The sequence below is a fragment of the Halobacillus salinarum genome (assembly GCF_022919095.1).
In the GTDB taxonomy this organism is placed as follows: Bacteria; Bacillota; Bacilli; order Bacillales; family Halobacillaceae; genus Halobacillus_B; species Halobacillus_B salinarum.
Map to the genome: position 1 here is coordinate 40,111 of NZ_CP095073.1, position 21,526 is coordinate 61,636.

At 41.7% G+C, this 21,526-nt stretch carries 22 protein-coding genes; 9 read left to right on the forward strand and 13 right to left on the reverse strand.

The window, feature by feature from the left end; genetic code table 11:
* The first annotated feature begins 98 nt into the window (after positions 1 to 98).
* On the forward strand, positions 99 to 1,076 hold the full coding sequence (locus MUN89_RS00230) for a YeiH family protein (protein ID WP_244710443.1): 978 nt from the start codon (positions 99 to 101) through the stop codon (positions 1,074 to 1,076).
* A gap of 257 nt (positions 1,077 to 1,333) precedes the next feature.
* On the opposite strand, the gene MUN89_RS00235 is transcribed toward MUN89_RS00230, so the two are convergent.
* The 5 genes from MUN89_RS00235 to MUN89_RS00255 form a co-directional block, all read right to left on the reverse strand.
* Complete coding sequence (locus MUN89_RS00235; RefSeq protein ID WP_244710445.1) at positions 1,334 to 2,491, reverse strand: AI-2E family transporter; 1,158 nt, start codon at positions 2,489 to 2,491, stop codon at positions 1,334 to 1,336.
* A gap of 266 nt (positions 2,492 to 2,757) precedes the next feature.
* Positions 2,758 to 3,771, reverse strand: a complete 1,014-nt coding sequence (locus MUN89_RS00240; protein ID WP_244710447.1) for a MoeB/ThiF family adenylyltransferase — start codon at positions 3,769 to 3,771, stop codon at positions 2,758 to 2,760.
* Between the two features lie 49 nt (positions 3,772 to 3,820).
* Positions 3,821 to 4,624, reverse strand: coding sequence for an SDR family NAD(P)-dependent oxidoreductase (locus MUN89_RS00245; protein WP_244710448.1), 804 nt, complete (start codon positions 4,622 to 4,624; stop codon positions 3,821 to 3,823).
* Positions 4,625 to 4,801: 177 nt separating this feature from the next.
* A complete protein-coding gene (locus tag MUN89_RS00250) occupies positions 4,802 to 4,954 on the reverse strand; it encodes a hypothetical protein (protein WP_244710450.1) in 153 nt (50 codons plus the stop codon).
* A 69-nt stretch (positions 4,955 to 5,023) separates the two neighbouring features.
* On the reverse strand, positions 5,024 to 5,308 hold the full coding sequence (locus MUN89_RS00255; protein WP_244710452.1) for a hypothetical protein: 285 nt from the start codon (positions 5,306 to 5,308) through the stop codon (positions 5,024 to 5,026).
* 101 nt (positions 5,309 to 5,409) lie between these two features.
* Between MUN89_RS00255 and MUN89_RS21915 the strand changes: the two genes are divergently transcribed.
* Positions 5,410 to 5,751, forward strand: a complete 342-nt coding sequence (locus tag MUN89_RS21915) for an NADPH-dependent FMN reductase (protein ID WP_318036108.1) — start codon at positions 5,410 to 5,412, stop codon at positions 5,749 to 5,751.
* Entirely contained in the window at positions 5,739 to 5,972 is a 234-nt protein-coding gene (locus tag MUN89_RS21920) for an NADPH-dependent FMN reductase (RefSeq protein WP_318036109.1), read from the forward strand. The genes MUN89_RS21915 and MUN89_RS21920 overlap by 13 nt, the downstream gene beginning before the upstream one ends.
* A gap of 38 nt (positions 5,973 to 6,010) precedes the next feature.
* Here MUN89_RS21920 and MUN89_RS00265 read toward each other — a convergent pair whose 3' ends face one another.
* Both MUN89_RS00265 and MUN89_RS00270 read right to left on the reverse strand, forming a co-directional pair.
* Positions 6,011 to 7,315 carry a (Fe-S)-binding protein gene (locus MUN89_RS00265; protein WP_244710454.1) on the reverse strand — a complete coding sequence of 435 codons (1,305 nt, stop codon included), beginning with the start codon at positions 7,313 to 7,315 and terminating at the stop codon, positions 6,011 to 6,013.
* Positions 7,308 to 8,711 (reverse strand): FAD-binding oxidoreductase, encoded by a 1,404-nt coding sequence (locus MUN89_RS00270; protein ID WP_244710456.1) that lies wholly within the window; start codon positions 8,709 to 8,711, stop codon positions 7,308 to 7,310. The genes MUN89_RS00265 and MUN89_RS00270 overlap by 8 nt, the downstream gene beginning before the upstream one ends.
* Before the next feature lie 149 nt (positions 8,712 to 8,860).
* Between MUN89_RS00270 and MUN89_RS00275 the strand changes: the two genes are divergently transcribed.
* From MUN89_RS00275 to MUN89_RS00290, 4 genes are all read left to right on the forward strand, one after another.
* Positions 8,861 to 9,916 carry a class I SAM-dependent methyltransferase gene (locus MUN89_RS00275; protein WP_244710458.1) on the forward strand — a complete coding sequence of 352 codons (1,056 nt, stop codon included), beginning with the start codon at positions 8,861 to 8,863 and terminating at the stop codon, positions 9,914 to 9,916.
* Between the two features lie 87 nt (positions 9,917 to 10,003).
* Positions 10,004 to 10,465, forward strand: a complete 462-nt coding sequence (locus tag MUN89_RS00280; protein ID WP_244710460.1) for a hypothetical protein — start codon at positions 10,004 to 10,006, stop codon at positions 10,463 to 10,465.
* Between the two features lie 255 nt (positions 10,466 to 10,720).
* Complete coding sequence (locus MUN89_RS00285) at positions 10,721 to 11,749, forward strand: AimR family lysis-lysogeny pheromone receptor (protein WP_244710462.1); 1,029 nt, start codon at positions 10,721 to 10,723, stop codon at positions 11,747 to 11,749.
* Between the two features lie 177 nt (positions 11,750 to 11,926).
* Positions 11,927 to 12,397 (forward strand): DinB family protein, encoded by a 471-nt coding sequence (locus tag MUN89_RS00290; RefSeq protein ID WP_244710464.1) that lies wholly within the window; start codon positions 11,927 to 11,929, stop codon positions 12,395 to 12,397.
* 137 nt (positions 12,398 to 12,534) lie between these two features.
* Here the strand turns inward: MUN89_RS00290 and MUN89_RS00295 are convergent, their stop codons facing one another.
* Entirely contained in the window at positions 12,535 to 13,428 is an 894-nt protein-coding gene (locus MUN89_RS00295) for a formate/nitrite transporter family protein (RefSeq protein WP_318036110.1), read from the reverse strand.
* A gap of 130 nt (positions 13,429 to 13,558) precedes the next feature.
* Between MUN89_RS00295 and MUN89_RS00300 the strand changes: the two genes are divergently transcribed.
* On the forward strand, positions 13,559 to 13,735 hold the full coding sequence (locus tag MUN89_RS00300; protein ID WP_244710468.1) for a hypothetical protein: 177 nt from the start codon (positions 13,559 to 13,561) through the stop codon (positions 13,733 to 13,735).
* Between the two features lie 355 nt (positions 13,736 to 14,090).
* On the opposite strand, the gene MUN89_RS21785 is transcribed toward MUN89_RS00300, so the two are convergent.
* The 5 genes from MUN89_RS21785 to MUN89_RS00320 form a co-directional block, all read right to left on the reverse strand.
* A complete protein-coding gene (locus MUN89_RS21785) occupies positions 14,091 to 14,216 on the reverse strand; it encodes a hypothetical protein (protein WP_256464010.1) in 126 nt (41 codons plus the stop codon).
* A 165-nt stretch (positions 14,217 to 14,381) separates the two neighbouring features.
* Entirely contained in the window at positions 14,382 to 14,831 is a 450-nt protein-coding gene (locus MUN89_RS00305; protein ID WP_244710470.1) for a DUF4064 domain-containing protein, read from the reverse strand.
* A 20-nt stretch (positions 14,832 to 14,851) separates the two neighbouring features.
* Positions 14,852 to 15,811: an ABC transporter permease gene (locus MUN89_RS00310; RefSeq protein ID WP_244710471.1), complete on the reverse strand. Its 960-nt coding sequence runs from the start codon at positions 15,809 to 15,811 to the stop codon at positions 14,852 to 14,854.
* Positions 15,804 to 16,724, reverse strand: coding sequence for an ABC transporter ATP-binding protein (locus MUN89_RS00315; RefSeq protein ID WP_244710473.1), 921 nt, complete (start codon positions 16,722 to 16,724; stop codon positions 15,804 to 15,806). Before MUN89_RS00315 ends, MUN89_RS00310 begins: the two co-directional genes overlap by 8 nt.
* Positions 16,725 to 16,823: 99 nt before the next feature.
* Positions 16,824 to 20,237 (reverse strand): SCO7613 C-terminal domain-containing membrane protein, encoded by a 3,414-nt coding sequence (locus MUN89_RS00320; RefSeq protein ID WP_244710474.1) that lies wholly within the window; start codon positions 20,235 to 20,237, stop codon positions 16,824 to 16,826.
* A gap of 157 nt (positions 20,238 to 20,394) precedes the next feature.
* Between MUN89_RS00320 and MUN89_RS00325 the strand changes: the two genes are divergently transcribed.
* Positions 20,395 to 21,525, forward strand: coding sequence for a conserved virulence factor C family protein (locus tag MUN89_RS00325; RefSeq protein WP_244710476.1), 1,131 nt, complete (start codon positions 20,395 to 20,397; stop codon positions 21,523 to 21,525).
* The last annotated feature ends 1 nt before the right edge of the window (position 21,526 follow it).

The window sequence follows — 21,526 nt, forward strand, 5'->3', positions numbered from 1 at the left end:
TTAATATTATTAATTATTAACATTATAAAGTTTTATTTTACTAATGTTAAGAAGGTTTATACACTAATGTTGATACTTAAGATAAAGAAGGGATATGGATGAATAAATCAACGATATCGGGGGTTGCTTTTACCTTTGGATTAGCTGCCGTAAGTTTTATCTTGAGTCTGCTCCCCGGTCTTTCTGTAATTGGCCCTTTAGCTGTTGCCATTCTTTCAGCTATCATTTACCGGCATTTTTTTGGATACCCTGATGCTTACAAGAAAGGGATCCAATTCTCTGCCAAAATACTTTTAAGAACAGCTATTGTTTTATTTGGTCTAAAACTAAATATCACTATTATTTTCCAGGAAGGGCTTCCTTTATTAGCAAAAGACTTCATAGTCATTTTATTTTCAATTGGCAGCATGGTCCTGCTTGCGCGTTTGTTTAAAGCAGAAAAACAATTATCCTTTCTCCTTGGCATTGGAACGGGAATCTGCGGGGCATCCGCCATTGCAGCCATCTCCCCAATTGTGAAAGGGAAGGAAGAAGAGACCGCTCTTAGTGTAGCTATTATATCTTTAGTGGGGACAGCGTTTGCAATCGGATACACGCTGATCCGGCCGTTTCTTCATTTAGATGTGACCGCTTATGGAACCTGGGCGGGACTCAGCCTTCATGAAATCGGACATGTTGCTTTGGCAGGAAACCCTGCTGGTGAAGACGGACTAGGAATGGCACTCCTCGCCAAACTGGGCCGTGTCTTTCTCCTTGTGCCCGTCAGTTTGTTTTTAGTTTGGTTGATGAGCAGAAAAGATAAAGATGCAGCTAAAGAAATCGTTTTCCCTTGGTTTCTCCTGGGTTTTATCTTCATGAGTTTGTTTGGAAGTTTTATCAATGGTCGCTATCTTGAAATCCCTCCTGACGTATTAAAGGGGATCTCCACTCTTACTACTTTCATCCTTACAATGGCGATGGCCGGCCTTGGTCTCAGCGTCAGCCTCGCTGATTTAAAAACTAAAGCGGTCAAACCAATGCTCCTGCTCTTCCTTACTTCCATACTTTTATCCGGCCTAACGTATATGATGTTGTAAACATAAAAGGAGCTAGAAGAGTAAATCAGCTGGAGACCCACATATTTATACCTTTTATTGCAGAAAACAAAAGTAAAGAGCACTCTGAATAAGAGTGCTCAGGCTTTCGAAAAAGTTACTTCTTGTTTTATAAGAGGGAAGAGGGCAGGGAAATGCTCTCTACAGGAAGCAGGTCAGTTCGATGTTGGCAAAGGACGTCCCGCCTTAATTGAACTTCCTTTTCTGACGAGCTTCCTCGTTCATCGGACCAGTGCTCTTTATTCGTGCAGCTGATACTGGTCGGCTTCATCCTGAGAAAACTTATTGTACCTCCGCTGAAACCAATAAAACAGATGGCTGATCAGCACTTTAAAAATGGCATAGCCCGGGATGGCTAATATAATGCCTACCACTCCAAATAGGTGACCCGCTGTTAATAGAACAAAAATAATCGTTACCGGATGAATATGGAGACTTTTCCCCATGATCTGCGGAGAAATAAACTTACCTTCCAACAACTGGACAATCGTCCACACCACTGCAAGCTTGAGTAACATAAAAGGCGAAGTCACAATTGCAATAATCAGAGCTGGAGTAATAGCAATAGTGGGACCGAGGTATGGAACAATGCTAGTGACACTGGCAATAGCAGCCAGCAGCAGTGCATAATCGAGTCCGATAATCACAAAGCCAATATACATCATCACTCCAATACAAAAACTGACGATAATCTGCCCTTGTATATAGGCACTTAATTGATGGTCAATGCCTTTAAATACACTGGATAATTCCGGTCTGGCTTTAGGAGGAAAGATACGCAGAATCATTTCCGGAAGCTTTCGGTCATCCTTTAACAAATAGAATAAAATAAACGGCAGTGTAACTAAGGCGATCACTACACTCGTTACCGTTGAGATAATGTTCGTAATGCCTTCTACGGTCTGTGCTGCATAGGAGGATAAATTTTCAGGAAGCTGATTAAGAATACTGTCTACATCCTCGAATAAACTGCTGTAATAACTTGAAAAAATAGAACTCCTCAACCATTCGTCGATTGAGCTGATCAATTGCTTTAAGTAATCGGGCAGTTCTTCAGATAAGCTGACAAACTGCTTTTCAAGAAACGGAATAATGAGGACAACGAGGAAAGTGATTAATCCGGCAACGAGGACAAGGGTAATCAGAATGCCCCATATCCGTTTAATTCCCCAGCTCTCCATTAAGGAAATAATCGGGCGTAGTAAATAATAGACGATGACTGAAAAAATGATTGGCAAAGCAATCGTTTCAAAAAAAACCAGGATTGGCTTAAATACAAACGCCACGCTTGTATAAACGAATATATTAAGTCCTATCATTAGTAGAACGCCTAATAGGTATAATAAATTACGTCCGCCAAAAAATTTGATAACCGGCGTACTGTCCCAACGGTTCATAGGGCATGTCTCCTTCTAATAGCAGCAGCATGTTCATCTATTTATTCATAGTTTATCACAGCGGAGAAAAAAATCGTGCCAGGAAAGTGGCACGATTTTAATATCTTTTTGAATTTCTTTTTCTAAGAAATTTTTTCACGAACGGATAGATAATCGGACCATATTTCAATGCGCGTTTTAGTAACCTTGCCATTGTTGTCCCTCCTAGATTGTCGCTTATCTCTATATTTCCCAAAAGGATCGTGAGACAAACATGAGGGTTAACGTCACCCTACAATTCTATGGTACAAGCTTTTGGCTTCCGAAATATCTTTTGTTCCATGGATGAGCACCCGCCCATCCTTGAAGAAAACTATACGATGTTTTCCAAGAGTATAAGAAAGCAGAAATGGATTCTGCTCCACTTCTCCAGCGTGAAGTCTGGACCGTAATTCCTCGAAATCCCTTCCTGAAACCGGCGGTCTAATCTGAACTGTATCTCTGCCGCATAAAACAGCTGTTTTCGTTCTATAATCCTGAGACAAAAATGGATAGGACGGATTCAGTCCACAAGAGGGGCAATCCTCCCTTTTCATTCTTATCGTTTTTATGCCCATATAGGAATGATGCCATAAATCAAATGAAATAAATTGGCGGGACAAGGCGTCCCAATCCTCTACCAATATCTTTAACGCTTCTGCCGTTTGGTGAGCGGTTACCATTTGTACGGCTGGACTGATCACGCCTACAGTATCACAGGTAGCTCCAGTTAATGGGACTTTCTCCATCAGACAATTCAAGCAGGGTGTTTCCCCCGGAATTATGGTATAACTTAAGCCATGACTTCCGACACAGCCTCCATAAATCCAAGGAATGTTATATTTCTGCGACACATCATTTATAAGCATCCTTGTTTCAAAATTGTCTGTAGCATCGATGATCACGTGTACGCCATGAATAAGACTTTCCAATTCTTCCAGCTGTACATCCATAATATGCGCTTCAATGGTAGAAAAAGAATTTATTTGAACAAGCTTCTCTTTTGCAGCAATCGCTTTCGGCATTTGATTTAAAGCATCCTCTTCGGTGAACAGCTGCTGCCTTTGCAGGTTACTCATTTCCACGTAATCCCGATCAACGATTGTAAGTTTCCCTATACCAGCCCTGACAAGCTGTTCAGCATTGCTCGTTCCAAGTGCACCCGCTCCTATAAGAAGGGCATGCTTTTTTTCTATTTTAGTCTGACCCGCTTTTCCAATAGGAGCGAATAATGTCTGCCTCGAATAACGATCCTTACTCATCTGCAACTTCCTCCGTTCATCCCATCATGTACTTTAGTTTATCACAGGATTATCTCATCACTGCCCCTCCAGAGATTTTCAGCGATTCACCTACTGTATTTTCAGAAGCTGCTGATAAGAGATAAATAATAGATCGAGCTACTTCTTCAGCGGTACTGAGACGTCCGGAAGGTATTCCCTGTTTCGCTAGTTTGAGCTGCTCTTCATAAGGCCGGCCTTCACGCTCACCTTTTGATTTAATCGCCTCCCGTCCCATTTCTGTATCTACATAACCAGGACAGACAGCATTCACACGAATATTGTGTTCAATTGCTTCAAGGGCTATAGCCTGAGTAAATCCGGTTATGGCAAATTTGGAAGAACTGTACGCGCTGTTACTATGTGTGCCCCGCAGCCCTGAAAGAGAAGAAAGATTAACGATCGAGCCTCTCTGCTTTTGCTTCATAAGATGATAGACTTCTTGAGTTAACAGGACAGTTGAAAAATAGTTTAATTCCATTACTTTACGTACATCTTCTTCTTTTAAGCTTTCTAATGGTCCGCCTCCCATAATCCCTGCAGAATTTACTAAGCCTGTAATATCCCCCATCCGCTGGTTGGCTTCGATAATTAACCGATTGCGGTCTTCTGGTTTATTGATATCGGCCACGCACGCCCATACTTCGGCCTGAGCATTTGTTTGTCTGCAGTCATCCTTCAATTCTTCAAGCTTTCCTTCTCTTCTGCCGGTGATCGTTACTTTGGCTCCACACTGAACAGCAGCTTTTGCTGTTTCATAGCCAATACCTCCTGTAGCCCCGGTGATTACAATATGTTCATTTTCCAACGCTCTCGTTGAAAAGACAGGATTCATATGATCTCCTCCTTTTTCGGTTCCATAACACAACAGCTTTTACTTCAAACCTTTTGAACATAAAAAATCAGCGCTGAGAAAACGAATTTCTTAGGCGCTGATTCCATGGAACTCCATAAGGAATTACCGGTATTTGTTTGTTTCTTCTCATAGCTAACGTCACCACATTAAATAAAGTTATTTCCGCTTGTTTTTACGGAAAGGGGAAAGGATTTTTCCACTCCGTGTTTTCTTAACACCCGTAGAAACAGGCTTTGCTTCTTTCGCCTCAGGACTGTTCTGATATTCCTTTTCAAACAGCTCGCGGGCTTTATAATGGAGCAGAGTCATTGTGGTGTACCTCCTTTCTTAAGGGATAGTAATCAATTCCCGTCACGCTTTTACATAAAACCTAGATAATCAAAGAAAAACGGAGATATTCGGCTTAAATCCTTCTTTCCATGATGATAAGCCAACTTTTTTCCATTTTCTTTCCCCCATCATGCACGAATTCAGCTTTTTTGTAAAGAGTTTTTTTACATTTACTGCTAAAACAATTATACGAATGTCCGGGTTCCATTTCTTTAGATAAGCAGGCAGATGATCCAGTGCTGCTTTTGCAAAACCTATTACTCGTTCTTTATAACCAACATGCAGTATCGCATGGTGATCTGTCTTTTCCACCGGTTTTATCTCTATACTCATTAGCCTTTCTTTTCTGGGAAAGATTGAGCAGATCGTTAGCCACACACTTCCGTCCCTCTTATAATGAAGTACTGAACATAAAATGAGGAGGACTTATCTAAATGATTAAAGTAGCTGCTCTCGTTGGAAGCCTTCGCAAAGATTCCTATAATATGAAGTTAACTCATTTCATCAAAGACCGCTATAAAGACCGTATAGACATCAAGATTATCCCGATTCGTGACTTGGCCCATTACGACCAGGATATAGAGCATGAAGCTCCTGCATCCGTTAAGAATTTCAAAGCCCAATTATCCGATGCGGATGCTTTCTTAATCGTCACTCCGGAATTCAATCATTCTATTCCTGGAGTGCTGAAAAACGCTTTGGATTGGATGTCCCGAGGAGAAAAGGAAATGGCAGGAAAACCTGCTTTTATCGCCGGGCTACCATGGGAGTACTAGGAACAGTTCGCGCCCAAATGCACCTCCGCCAAATATTAAATGCCCCGGGCATGGGAGCAAAGGTGCTCCCTGGAAATGAAATACTCATTGGTACAATCCAGGATAAAGTTGATGAGCAAGGGCTGCTTAACGACCAAAAAACGATTGATTTTATTGATGGGGTCCTCGACCAATTCATCTCTTTTGCTGAAGAACAAAAGGCAAAAACCACTCCATCGTAAAAAAAACCTCTTGAACAGCTGGTTCAAGAGGTTTTTTTCTACCCGCGTTTTGAAACGGGTTTCGCTTCCATTAAGAGATCCACTAAGTGCATAGCTTCCACCTGGTCCTCAAGCTGTTCACGCTCAATCCCCAGCTTCATTTGAATCAGACAGCCTGGATTTGTAGTCACTACAGCTTCAGGGTTCACGCCCAAAACATCCTGCATTTTCACATCTAAGATCTCCATTGAATCTTCATAATTTACAATGTTATAAATGCCAGCAGAACCGCAGCAGAAATCCGGCTGCTTAAGCTCTTTTATACCAAGACCAGGTATGCTCTCAAGGAGGATCCTTGGAGGCTCTGTTACGCGCTGAACATTGGACATATGACAGGACGGCTGGTAGGTTACCATTCGATTGACAGGAGTGGTGAAGTCGAGCGCATTGAGTTCTACTAAAACCTCTGAAATGTCTCTTACTTTTGAAGTAAATTCCTTCGCCCGTTCATACCAGGAAGTTCCCTCCTCAAACAGCTTCTCATATTCAATCATCTTCGCCCCGCATCCACCTGCATTGTTAACGATGTAATCAACATCTTCGATATCAAAAGCTTCGATGTTTCGTTTGGCTAATTCTTTTGCCGATGTCCCCTTGCCTGAATGAGCATGCAGCGCTCCACAGCATGTCTGGTCCTTAGGGAGCACTACTTCTGCTCCTGATCGCCTCAGCAATTCAATCGTGTTTGCATTCGTTTTAAAAAACATCCCGTCCATGACACAGCCGGTAAAAAAAGCGACCTTCGTAGTCAGCTTATAGTCAGGAAGGACATGTCGTTTACGAGTAAGCCGTTCTACTGGTGAAGGTACTTCCGGGAGAACTCGTTCAAATTTATCCAAATTCAATGGAGCCATTCGAGAAGCACTTGTGATTCTTGCCAGGCGCTGTGTCCCTGATTTTTTGTAAAACCATGCTGCATTGCTTAGCGCACCCATCCAATTCGATGAAGGAAAAAAGGTGTTGAATATAAATTGTTCTACTTTTTCCTGACTCGGGGATTTCACTTCATTCTCCTCGATCACTTCTTTTGCTCCTTCTAAAATCGCTCCATATTGGACATTGGTTGGACATACCGTAGTACAGGCCATACATCCTAAACATTTTTCTATAGGGTCTTTTAAATCATCTATGGAGGCTTTTCCCTCTGCTACCATCTTTACTAAATTAATCCGTCCTCTAGGAGAATGGGTTTCTCTTTCCATCGTCTCATAGGTTGGACAAGCAGGAAGGCAGTAGCCGCATTGCACACAGTCAAACGTTTTTTCGTATTGAATCTTTGTCTGTAAAGCTTCAAGATTACTCACTGCGCAACACCAGCCTCTGCCCCTTTTCAGCAAAAATTTTACCAGGGTTCATTATGCCATTCGGATCCCAGCTGTTCTTTATTCTCCTCATCATGTCGACCCCCACAGGACCTAATTCAGATTCAAGAAACGGCGCCTTCATTGTCCCTATTCCATGTTCACCGGAAAGAGTCCCGCCAAGTTCAATGGCCGCTTCGAAAATTTCTTCGACCGCTTTTTCCACTCTCCCCATTTCTTCTTGATCCCGTTTATCACAAAGGACATTAGGATGCAGGTTTCCATCCCCTGCATGTCCGAAAACAACGACTTCCACGTTATACTTCTCTTTAATCTTTTGAAGCCTATCCATCATATCCGGAATTTTACTGCGGGGAACTGTCGCATCCTCAGAAACTTTTGTCGGCTTAATTTGAGCAATCGCCGGGGAGACCTGTTTTCTAGCCTGCCAAATCCCGTTCGCTTCTTCTGCAGTTTGTGGAATAACCGTCTCTGTCGCTCCAATTTTCTCCATTATCTCCTGAACAAGCTTTTTCTCGATCGCAAGAGTTTCAGGATGACCATCTAATTCAATAATGACCAAAGCTTTGGCATGGACAGGCAAGCCTGCAGGTTTAAAGTTTTCCACAGCTTGAATGCAAGCCTGATCCATAAATTCCATCTTAGAAGGAAGAATTCCTGAAGTCAGCGTCTTCGATATCGCCTGTCCGGCCTTGCGGACATCATCAAAGACCGCCAGGATGGTTTGAACGGCAGGCGGTTTAGGAACGAGCTTTAAAGTAGCCTCAGTAATTACACCCAGGGCACCTTCCGATCCTACAATGAGCTTGGTCAAGTCAAATCCGGTTACATTTTTAATCGTCTGTCCACCTGTTTTCATGACTTCCCCTTCTGGAGTCACTACTTCAAGACCAAGCACAAAATCTTTCGTTACTCCATATTTTAATCCTCTAGGTCCTCCGGAGTTTTCCGCCAAGTTGCCGCCAATGGTAGCTACATGCGCACTGCTTGGATCAGGGGCATACATGAGTCCATGCTCTTCTGCCGCATTATTAATATCCGCTGTTAATGCGCTTGGAGAGACAATGACGGTTAAATCATCCGCATGTACGTCAATTAAGGGTGGCCATTGGGAAATATCGAGTACAATGCCTCCTTGAACAGGTAAAGGGCCTCCGCTCAGACACGTCCCCTGCCCTCTTGGATAAACAGGGATTCGAAATTGATTGGCCACTTTAAGTACATGTATGACTTGCTGTTTATTCTTGACCTGAACTACTGCTTCAGGCAAATATTCTCCGAATGAAGCATCAAAGCTGTAGCTGTGTCGATCTGAAAGCTCCGTCATGACTTGTTTTTCCGGTAATATATCTTTAAGCTCTTCGATCCACTCTTCCATATCTACTCCCCCGTATTAGTAATGACGATCTTCCTTTTTATGTACCCGCAATCAGACATTGATACGCTCGTATTTTCACTATATTGTAAGCGTTTTCTGAATCGTATATAATTAATTGAATATTCTGATTTGAAAAGGGGTATTATTCCATGTTACTACATCCAAAGGAACTTAGCCAAAATGGAAGATCTTTTACTGAGGAAGATATTGGGGAAACACGATTATTTCCCCAATTTCGAATGGACTTAAGAAAGTTTTCCGAGAAAGAATACAATCGATTTGTAACGGTAAACACCGTACGGGACTGGTCGCAGCTTTCCTGGAAGCAAGTAGGCCGTCCTTATGAAGTACGGGCACAATCCAATGAGAGGCGCAGCTGGGAACAGGAACAAAATCGCGAGATGGACCCTCATACGGCCTGGACTTTTTTTAATAAAGCATTTCACGAATGGTTTGTGAAAGATGTCCCCAGTGAATTGGACCATTCCAAAAAACAGTTTATTAAAAGCCTGGGCTCTTTAAAACCAGCTGAAATCAAACATGCGCTCGGAGATGTCGTACGTATTCAATTGTGGAACTACGTCCATCGCATTCAAGACGGCATATGGGATCCGCGTGGAAAGCGGGCATTATTTGAAGGGCTGAGCCTCCATAAACCAAAAATATTGTTCCTTGGAGCTGCGGAAGGCTATGAAGCGATGCAGTTAGCTGCGATCTACCCGAGAGCGCACATTGTCATGGTGGATTACGATGAATATTGCAAAACGACCCGTTTTGCAGAATTCCCCGGTTACTATCCTTTCTTAGGTGAAAACCCTGCAACCGGTCAACCAAAAGTTGTATATAAAGATGAATTGAATGTAGATTATATCGTAGACGACATACGAAATTTGGATTTTGGGAAAGACTTTGACGTTGTTCTTTCTGTAGGATTGCTGGAGCATTTCCCTGATGCTTATAAACCAGAAGTATGTGATTGGCATCGGAAGTTTTTAAAGTCCGGCGGCTACGCGATTCTGACCACGCCAAGAAATCAAATCCGCTCAAGACTGTATTACAAAATCATGGCAGATGTTATGAATCATACGTACAGGGAATTAATGACAGTCGAGCAAATGGGACTATATCTGTATGAAAACGGGTTCGATATTAAAAGGCACGGCTATATAAAAGTCCATAACGGAATTGTATGCCAGCCAAGATAATCAACAATTCTGTAATAAATTGTAAATAAACGGACTGAACGAATAATTATTCCGTAAAAACTAATTCTAATACACGAGGTGGTTTTCGTGTATTTTATTATTATTGCAGGCTTCATCATTCCGTGGTGTTTTGGAATATTTCTATATAGAAAGGCTCCCATATTGTTTTTAACATCTTCCCTTTTTATTGCGCTCTTATCGTTAATATTAAATCAGTTAGGCATCCAGCTTGGCTACTGGGCGGTAAGACCGAAGACAGAGATTGATCTGCTGGATTCACTGTTTCTCGATCTTGGCTATTTCGCTATAGCCGGTGCTTATTTCACTTATTTTATTCAATACAAAAACTACAAACGCATATGGGTCTACTTAGGAACAATCTTCATTTTGAATGGACTTGAATTTCTCGCCCTTTCTACAAACAGGGTCCAATACTGCAAAGGCTGGAATATTGGATTAACGTTTCTCCTTTACTTGGGCGGAATCATTCTTTTGGATCTCTATTCACTAAAGATGAAGAAGTTCGGCATCTTCCAATTTAACAAATAGACAACCATGAGAATAGGAGAAGCGCGTGCCTGATCAACCCTTTTCTCTTTACATAACCCTGACACATTTTTCCATTTTATACCTTTCTCCGGCTTCAGCATGCATAAAATTGTAAATTATCAAACAATTTTTAATGAAGCATACGTTTCATCTGTTATAATAATATAGAAAACCTGAAGAGTGATTCACAAGTTCCCTTTATATTCATAGACGTGGCTTTATAATTGAGAGAGTACGGAAAGGTTGAGAAAACAGATGGGAAGCCATAAATTAATTGAACCTAGTCAGTTAAATCAAATGCGCATGGATCGAGTATCTTCTATTTATGAGATCTATCACTATCAGCTGCAGCATACCACTAGTTATCAAGCTTCTGAAGCAACCCGCCGTTACTGTCTATCCCATCACAGCAGTATATTAGAAGACCAGCTGGCCACGCTTGAGTTTCTCTACATGAATGAATATATGAAAGAACTGGAATCTATTCTTCATGATGGCTTATATAATCAAGAACTGTTAATGATTTACCGAATTATGTACAACCGCAAGAAGACTCCTTTAAAAGAAGGAGATTTAAACTGGTTGTCTGCACTTACCTTCTCCCACCCTTCTCTGAAGTGTCTGCACTTGTTTACTATGGTTTATGCTTTTTACGACATTAAGCAATATACAGGTCTTGATAAATATATTGATGATATTTATGAAGCTCTACTCACGATTAACGAGCCTCTGTTTCATTATTACATGGTTCTGCGATTTGATGAATTGCTGTTTCAGCACTACTGGAAGACCAATAGTGTGGTATTGGCCAAGAAACACGCGTATAAATATATTAACTCTGGTCTTGCACCTGGAAAAAGCAGCATGATGTACCATAACCTTGCTCTATGTGATACCTTTACGGATTACAATTTAGCTATCGATAATGCTCATTCAGCTTTAGAGATCGCAGTGGACTATGAGCTGAGCCACCCGAGAACTGCTTTAACGAACCACACCATTCCATTTATCTCAGCTATTCACAAGAAAACAAATGGAGTTCTAACTCCAGACCCTATTGAAACGGCACATTTAGCGATTGCAAGAAAAAAGAATGAACAAGCTAAGCAAATATTGAGCAAGCTTGACGAACTGACTCCTTTTCAGGAAACCTATTTAGGAGCAGCTACTAAAGATCCGTATATGCTGAAAAATGCCAAAAGTCGATTTATTCATGATTATGGGGATTTGTTTTTCGCCCAGTTACCTGAACTCTATTTAAAGGAACTAGTTAAAGTAGTATAAAAAATGAACAGCTTGTAGAGAACCTGCATTCTCTACAAGTTTTTTGATGTAAATAAAATACAGCTGCCATTAGTTTTACGACTCCACGTTTGGAACTATTTTTCTTAAAAGAAAAGGATTTTTTTCCTTTGTAGAGAATTACTGTAGCTATAATCCTTATAAAAAGAGGTCATTCTTATGAATATGTATTGCCAAAGTGCTTTCCACCAATTAGAAATTGTGATCGCTTCTATTTCTGAAATGGCCGGACAGCTGAATAGTGAAGACCTTGATTTTCGTCCTGCTCCCGGCAAACGATCCATCGGTGAATTATTGACACACCTCGCTACAATACCGGCATCCGATGGAAAAATTGCTGAAGAGGCAACCAAGGAAGAGATGGAAGCTTTTTACCGTTCGATCTCACTCCCTACTATCAGCGACATCTTAGAGGCAATGTTTACTCACTTTTCCCAGTTGAAGACCCAGTATGAGAATTATACAGAAGATCATTTGTATACCGAAACATCTTCATGGTGGGGTGTCACCTACTCACGTTTTGAATGGCTTTTGGAAATCGTTGCTCACATGTATCATCACCGGGGACAGCTCCATGCCATGTTAGTCCTTTTGAACAAAAAAGACCCGGAAGTACTCTTATTTGAATAACCTAAAAAAAGCTGTCGAGAATATGCTCGACAGCTCTTTTTAATCATTAGATACGTTTAAAGGAGAAGCGTAAATCTTCCCTTCACTAATATCATCGGTTTCGTTGTTCCACTCCACTACTTCCATTTAATCGGTATTTAATCGGTATTTCCCGTATTTGTCTGAAGATCTTCCTTATATGCATAAGAGAAAAGCAGGGAAACTAAAATCCCACCGCCGATTAAGTTACCAATACTTGCGGGGATTAGATTAAACAAGATGTACTCATACCACGCATATTGATTTGAAGACAGAATGCCCATACTAAAATAGCCCATATTGGCGGCACTGTGCTGGAAATTGCCTGCAACGAATAAGATTACGGGCAGCATCGTTCCAAGAAATTTGCCCGTAATGTCCCGCGCAGCTGTCGTAAGAAATGCAGCCATTCCGATCAGCCAGTTCGCTAGGATGCCGGACACTAATATCTCAAACCACCCGATCATCCCGCTCTCCATAAATTTCATCTTATGGTCGAGAAAGACAGCCAGTTCACTGTAAAATTTCGGGGAAAGCGACGCCGATAATTGAATAAAGACGGCAACGAGAAATGCGCCTAAAATATTTCCGATATAGGCAGAAGCCCAGAACTGATAAATGGATTTCTTTCTCAGTCCGCCTTTATTAAATAAATACGATGGAAGCAAAACATTAATTTCCGTAAAAAGCACAGAACCAGAGATGAATACCATGGCATAGCCTGCTGCAAAGCCTATCCCTGACAGCAGATGAGATACTCCTTTAGCTTCTACACCAATAGCGAGCAGAATAGAAAAAACAGCCCCGAAAGTCATAAATGACCCAGCCGTTAAGGCTAACAAGAGCTGGGAACGAAAGGGTTTATATAAATGGTCACGACCTTTTTCACCGAATTCATCTACAATTTGGGAAGGAATGTAAAATTGTCTTCCTGGCTCATCCACTTTTTCATTTAAAGGCACTTCAAAATCATCGTTTTGTTTATTTTGATGGTCCTCCTGATCATTGTTCATAGCCATCCCTCCAATGTTTCTGCTATTCCCGGTTTTCTATCTTTATAACCTCCATAAGCAGGCTTGGAATAATATTGAATCCATTGAAGCATATTATAACTATTATGAACCATAAAAAAGGGGCATCGTTATGGCACAAAGAGAAGAAGTATGCATCGCTTGTGATGGACGGGGTTTATTAGTCGATGATGAAGAGTGGAGCTATACGTGTAAAATTTGTGATGGGACAGGCATCATGCCACAGGATGGCATACCTGCTAACCGTCAGCCGGCAGATGTTGATGAAATGAATCGAATTTTAGACTAAAAAAGACGGCTTCCCCTTTTGGGAGAACGTCTTCAAGCTTACAGGTATAATAGGAGTTTTGTTGAAGTTTTGAAAATTAAATCAAAGTATTTTGACGCCCAGCTATAAGATTTCTCTCTATCCAGCAAGACTTTTCTGGTTGGAGAAGAGTCGTCTTTTCATGACAATATTTTAGTGGGGGTGAATATCACGAGACTCCAGCGGAAAACGGGCGCGCCGAGATCCCGCAGCGTGGTTTTCGCGAGGAAGCTCGGACGTTCGTCCGCGGAAAGCGAAGTGATATTTGCCCCCGCGGTGCATAATAAACATCTTATAGAATAGAAGACGCTTCCCCTTTTGGGAAAGCGTCTTATTATTAATGCACGTTCGGCAATGCTTGCTTGTCTTCGGTCATGAGCTCTATAAATAGCTGGGCAAAATAAGGATCCCATTGTGTTCCTTTTCCTGCTTCAATAATACTTAAAGCCTTTACTTCTGTCACACAGCCACAATAGAACCAATGGCATAGTTTAACAGGATTCGTTTTTGAATGGAATAGAACAGAACGATCCCATGATTGTCTCCCTTTACGTTTATAAACTTATGATACTTGGTTGAAAGGGAGATAAAAAGCCTGAATGCACAGGCACTCAGGCTTTTCATTACTCTAATAGCTTTCAGCAGAACTTTCCGTTACTGTTTTATTTTTAGACTTGCGTACTAGCGCGGTAATTCCGGCAATTAAGTAAAAAATTCCGCCGAAGAAGTCCACGATCGTAAGCAGTGTGGTTACAATGGCAGTAATAATGAGAATAATGCCTGCTGCTTTCGGTTTTTTATCTCCCCTGAGAAATATAATCGTCAAAATACCGAGAATCAACCCAATTAATGACATGATGAGCACGAATGTGGCCCCGGCAAATAGGAAATCCAGCACTTTATCAACGGAAACATTGCCGGCTCCCTGCATATCAGGATTGGAATTCAGTCCTTGTTCGATCTGGTTTTTAATTTCTTCATTATCTTTGAGCGACATCACCCGGAAGCTGAAAAAACTCATAATCGCATATACAGCCAGTCCGATTGAGGTTAACACCATTTCTGCGGTTCGATTCATGATTATTCCTCCTTTGCTTATTAAGTACTTGCTACGTCACGTTTCGTAAAGAAGCCCCAGGCTAATCCAACAAAAAGAATAAAATAAACAGCTAACACGGTTACAGAAAATGGTAAAGTGAGGTCCTCAATAATGGGTGTACCCTCAAAGAAGGTCGTTAAGTCTGTATTTGCAAATAAAATATATTTAGCCCAGTCTTTTGTACTTAAGAAAGCCACAATGGCATTGCCCGACATCATTAAGAAAATCGCCACCCCGATAGCTAGAGAACTGTTTCTAAATACCGAGGAAATCATAAAGGCAAAGGTAGCCATCATCAAAAGATTCACCGAACCGAGTAAATATTGAAAAACCGTGTGCTGGAATATCGGTGCCTCCTTGAATTCCCCTGCTTGCTTAAAGAGATAAGTCTGAGAAAGACCATCAATACCAAATAACGCTGAGCCGGTAATAAATGATAAGACATAAAGAAAGATCAGCATCGTTAAAGCAAAAATCAACACCGACAAGTACTTAGCAAGGAGGATTTTAGTTCTTGAAATGGGCCGGATCAGCAGCAGCTTGATCGTTCCCCATTTAAACTCGTTCGCTATGGCACCCGCCGCTACGATGATCGTAAATAGACTGATAATGGAAATATTATTTTTATTGTCTTTAATAAAGCTCCAGACATCATAGGTTCTCGGCTTAATATTGTGCTCAATCCTGTACTGGTTTTCTTCTAGCTGAGGAGGAGTAAAATCCCCGCCTCCTTGAGCATTTTCCTGCATGCTCTTCTTAATATCTTCATTTTCTGCCTGTAATTCCTGCTTCCAATCGTCGCCTGCAGCTGCGGGATTGTTGGTAAAAGAATCGTTCACCTTCATGAATACCCCAAATCCAATGATAAATAAAGCAAGAATTCCGAACATAATCCAGGTAGAAATCTGCGAATACATTTTCATCTGTTCGTTTCTTATTAATTGAAATAAATTATTCAATGGCTCCCTCTCCTATCAGATCCAAGAATTTTTCCTCGAGGGTTGTCCGGTTCACATTTACACTGAAGACATCCATCTGGTTATGAACAAGCTCTTTAATCAGGAAGGGTATATCCTCCCTTTTTATTTGAAACAATAACGTATCCTGCTCTACTACTGCTTCCCTGCCGATAAATTCTTCGACCATTTCCTTTGCCTTCATAAGCGGCGTTACTTCTAAGCGGACTTCCTTCTGGTCACTTTCCTGTAAAGCATCATTAACAGATTGAATGGAAATGACTTCGCCGTTTTTGATAATACCAATCCGGTCACACATCATCTCCATCTCTGAAAGAATGTGGCTTGAAACGATCACAGCCACTCCTTCCTCCTCAGCTAAACGCCGAATGTAGGAGCGGATTTCACGTATTCCTGAGGGATCTAATCCGTTCGTTGGTTCATCAAGAATCAGCACAGAAGGATTATGTAATAAGGCTTGCGCAATCCCAAGACGCTGCCTCATGCCTAAGGAATACTTGCCTACTTTGTCCTTCAAGCGGTTTTCCAGTCCGACAAGCCGTGCTACTTCCTTAATTCTTTCCTTCGTAATCCCCGGGATCATTCTCGAATAATGGAGGAGATTTTTCCACCCGCTCATAAATGGATACATTTCAGGGTTTTCTACAATGGCCCCGACGTGCTTGATGGCTTGCTTGTATTCCTTTTGGATACTGTGGCCTTTAATTACAATATCCCCGTCTGTAAGCTTCATCAAGCCGACCATCATTCTAATCGTAGTGGTTTTCCCCGCTCCATTCGGTCCTAGAAATCCAAACACCTCTCCACTGTTTATGGAAAAATCGATGCCTTTAATGATCGGTTTGTTATTGATCGTCTTTTTTACTTTTTTTATCTGCATCACTGGTTGTTCCATGTCATGCACCTCCTCTTCTACTCATCTAATGTACGTATAAAATGGAATCGCGTTTCAATTATTTTCTAGTTTTCTACAAAAGAAATGTTCATCCTCGATTTACTCCCATTTCTTTAAAGCAGTCCACATCTTTTTCAACTTTGTCTCGAGTTTTCGTTCGCCCGGTTCCTTCTGTTTCTTCCATTCATTGTAGCTAGCAACAGTGATTAACAGGAAGCCGGCAACAAGCAGGTAGACCCACCAAGGCATGTTTCCCCAAAAGGGTCGTGTCTGATACATCACATTAAAAACCAGCACGCCCATACCTACAAAGAAATAAGATTTTATTTTCAGCTGCATGCCTGAAATCATAGAAAGAAGCGACAACCCACCAATAATCCAGGCATCATAGATGGTATGGCTATCTATTGCATCTATAACCAAATAGGCAGAGAGAAACAATAATACTCCCCACTGAACATAATTAAAGGAAGCTCGGTAGGACCTCCACGTGTACAAACGAAAAGCTATCATGACTAAGATCACCGGCAGGACACGAAGTTCGGCTTCAATCAAATCTGGTATGTTTGCTTCATAGGCTCCTAACACCATTACATAAGCTGTGTATAGACTTCCAGCAGCTAACGTTTGAAAAATTCGTTCTGCTAGCGGCACGAAAAGACGTTTTGAATGTATGATCAACCAGCATGCTAATAAAAGGAGCGGCAGGATTTTCAGCCAGATACTATCTTCAAAACGAATCAGCGCACAAAGCAATGGCACATACATCACAGCAGTAACACTGTAGGGATCCAGCTGTTTTTTATCCTTTTTCCATTCCACAAGCAAGGGGTAGAAATGTCTCCCTGCCACTGTCAGCACAAAAAAACCGGCCGATACAAAAACGAACCAAAGCATTCGGCTGACTGCCTCAGAGAAATTCAGCCACATCATTACTGAAGCCAGTAAGGGAAGGAATTGGATCCACGGCCATTTTCTAATCTGAAGGAAATAAAGATTCAAAACTATATAACCGATGAGTGGAATGAGTTCCAGATCAAAAAGCTCTCCTTCGTGGTAAATAAGGTTAACCAATCCTACTAAGGAAAAAGGAACAATAAACCATTCGATCCTCCGCTTCCAATCCACAGGAACAGCCACCCAAACACATGTAAATACGAGGCTTGAAGCAAGCCATACATAGGTGATAGAAATCAGCGGCCATAATTCGTAATAAAGCCACACACCGAAAAGTAATAAGTGAACCACACTCATCCCCACATATAATAACAACTTAACCTGCCATTCTTTGTCTTTCTTTAACGCACTATAAACATAGACTGCGACAGGTACGAGCAGCAAAAATGGGTGCACGTCCGTATCAATGAGCAAACCGATAAAACAATGGGCAATGATAACAGGCAGAGCAATATGCGCAACCCAGAAAAAATACGGCTCCATGGACTTCCATCTCTTCCTCCCAAGGGTGCCTAAGCCGATCAGCCAGATGGGTGCCCCCATTAAATAAAGGCTGACGCTTTGAAAGTATTCAATGGCAAACGTACTGATCAACGACACGTAAAATGAAAAAGCTGTGATAGAAACGAGCGCCCATAGGAAATGCACTTTGGAATAAACAACCAGCCAGGCAAAGAGAACCATTCCTACGGCAAGAATCAGCGGCCTTACTAACACAGGATCCAGAACCGGGTCAAAAACTGATTGAGCAATCGCAGCAGCGTACACGGCCTGGCCGCAATAGAAGCTTGCTATTGCTAATTCTTTTTTCTTTGTTCGTCCCCAGCCGAGGGAGATTCCAATGATAAGCAGCCCTGCAATCGCAAACATGCCGGAGGTACCGATATGATCCTTAAAGACAAGTGTATGTTCCTCCAGCCAGGGCAGCCAAGCTAAACATGCCAGAATAAAGCTGACCGGGTGCGTCCACTTAGCAGCTGCTGCTACGTCTTTATTTCTGTCCAGTTGATACACTAATACCGAGAGGGCGCTAACAATGATAAGCATAAAAGCAAGCTGCACATGATGCTGCATCTGAATAGTGTAGCTCATGCAGCCAGCCAACACGAGGAGCGATAAAAAGAAGCTGCTCTCCTTCACAGCGGTCAGCCACTTCTGTTTTGCCAGCAAACCTAAAGACACATTTACTATGACTGCCGCTGCAAATAAAAACCATTCAATCGGAACGATATCGATCCATTCTCCAAACTCCCCTAGTGCAACAAAAAGAAAAACAGCCGTTAAATATTCAAACAACTTTTGCTTTGTAATATTCGTCAAAATAAAATAATTTACTGCCACTGCCAGATAGCCTAAGCAAAGCAGGAGGGAAGCTTCGCCATAGTGAAGAACAAACCCTTCAAAGCTTATATAAATAAACGCACATAACGAGATGAACCCACTAGCGTATATAAAAACTTTCTCCGTAATCCCGTCTTCCTTTACAGCTGCCGCAAACCCTATGTACAACAATCCAGTCAGTGCATAAATGAATACATCAAACTCCCGTAACGGAGAATGCTCTGTGAATTGATAGATTCCATAAACGAAAAGCAGACAGAAGACAAACTGATATTCCTTCCTCTTATACACATAGACCATAGCCATGTATAAACAAGCCGTAAGAATGACATTCACGCTGTAAATAATTTCATTGTTATAGAAAACAAGCATAAGCAGAGTGGAGAGCACTAAGTTCGCCTGGGCATAAACAGGGATTTCCTTGATAAACAACTCGATTTTATTTAAGGAACGGAAGCGGAAGCAGCTCCACAACAGGACACCATTAAATACCATAATCCCTAAATAAAACACATCCACAGGAACGCGAGCTGTCTCGAGACCAAAGCCAACTGCTAAAGAAAGAAAAACAAACGAGACCCAAACAAATAACCGCGAACGGTGAACAACTGCATTCCTAACAAAAACCGGCATAGGGAGAACTGTACCAATGAATCCAAGAAGATATCTCCCCTCCCCTTCAAGAGACAGATAAGATCCAAGCAGCTGAAAATATCCAATGGCCAAAATGCCAATCGGAATCAATAAGCTTCCTAATGTAAGAAACGCAAATGCTGTTTGTTTAATTTTTAACAGCTTTCTTGAAATGTAACTTAATCCGAAAAAGAATAAGGAAACAAAAGCAATGGAAAACACCTTCAACCCTGGTCCCATCTGCTCCCAATTGCTGGTAGCAACGACTAATCCACTAATCAGCAGCAGAACTACTCCTAATATGAGCGACCAAGTAATATTCCGTTCCCGAATTTGAGCCTTCGTTTTTACTTTTTTAGGCTTGGGCGGCTTAGGTTTCTGTGCTTGCTTTTCCTCAGGTTCCACTGAAACAGACTCCGCACTCTGTGATTCCGGGACAGAAAATATTTTGCTCTTTAAATAGTGTTGATGAGCTTCTTTAACTTCTTTGTACTTCTCTTGAGAAAGATATCCACGATCTTTTAGTACATGCAATTCCTTACGAAAGGCTTCTTCTCGCTGCTTTTCGGAAAGCTTTTCCATTCTCTCCCTCCTAAAAAGATTGATTAAGTGTAATATTACACCAAAAGAGAATTCGTTTCAACCTTAAATTTCCAGCTACAGCGTCGAGAATGGAAGGCATCAGCAATCTTTGTTAAAATTAATTTCGAACCTAACTATTCTCTAGGGGGATGTACCATTGAAAATTGTATCTATTGAACCAACACCCAGCCCTAACTCAATGAAAATAAACGTTAACGAAGAGTTGCCCGGCATGGAAACTCATAATTATAAAAAAGAGGATGATTTAAGTAACGCCCCTCTGTTCATCCAGACCTTATTCAACATTGAAGGGGTAAAGGGAATTTACCACGTCGCTGATTTCCTTGCGTTGGAGCGGCATCCTAAAGTGTCCTGGGAAATGATTCTTCCCGAGGTTCGTGCAGCTCTTGGATCGGAAGAAGAAGCTGACAATCCGCCTTCTGATCAACCAAAAGCCCCTGCAGAGGCATTTGGTGAAGTGAAAGTATTCCTTCAAATGTTCCGCGGCATACCGATGCAAATTAAATTGGAAGACGGAGATGAAGAGAAACGCGTCGGGCTTCCTGAAGAATTTATGAACGCTGCGATGAAGGCAGGAGAAGCTTCAGATAACATGATCATGGAAAGACAATGGGTGGAACAAAGCTCTAGATATGGAGATCCAGTTGATATTGGCGAACAGGTTAAGGAAGAAATCACCGCCAGCTATGACAAAGAACGGCTTGAATCTCTTATTAAGCAAGCTTTCAATGAAGAAACAGAGCAAAATCCAGCTCCTTCAAAAGTTACGCTGGATACGCTCGATGATCCGGATTGGAAGGTTCGTTATGCAGCTTTAGACCAAATGGACCCTGCAGAAGAAGACCTTCCCGTATTGGATAAAGCGCTTCATGACGAAAAAGCCTCTATTCGACGCCTGGCCACTGCCTATCTTGGAATGATTGAACAGCCGGAAACCCTTCCATATTTATATAAAGCGATCAAGGATAAAACTGTAACCGTCAGAAGAACCGCCGGCGATTGTTTATCCGATTTAGGTTATAAAGAAGCAATGCCTCACATGATTGAGGCGCTGCAGGACAAAAATAAACTGGTACGCTGGAGAGCAGCTATGTTTTTATTTGAGGTTGGAGACGAATCAGCTCTTCCGGCACTTAGAGAAGCTGCAGAAGATCCTGAATTTGAAGTCCGTATGCAAGTCAATATGGCGATTGAACGAATTGCGGGCGGTGAAGAAGCTAAAGGCTCTGTCTGGCACCAAATGACCCAAGCGACTAAAAAAGAGTAAA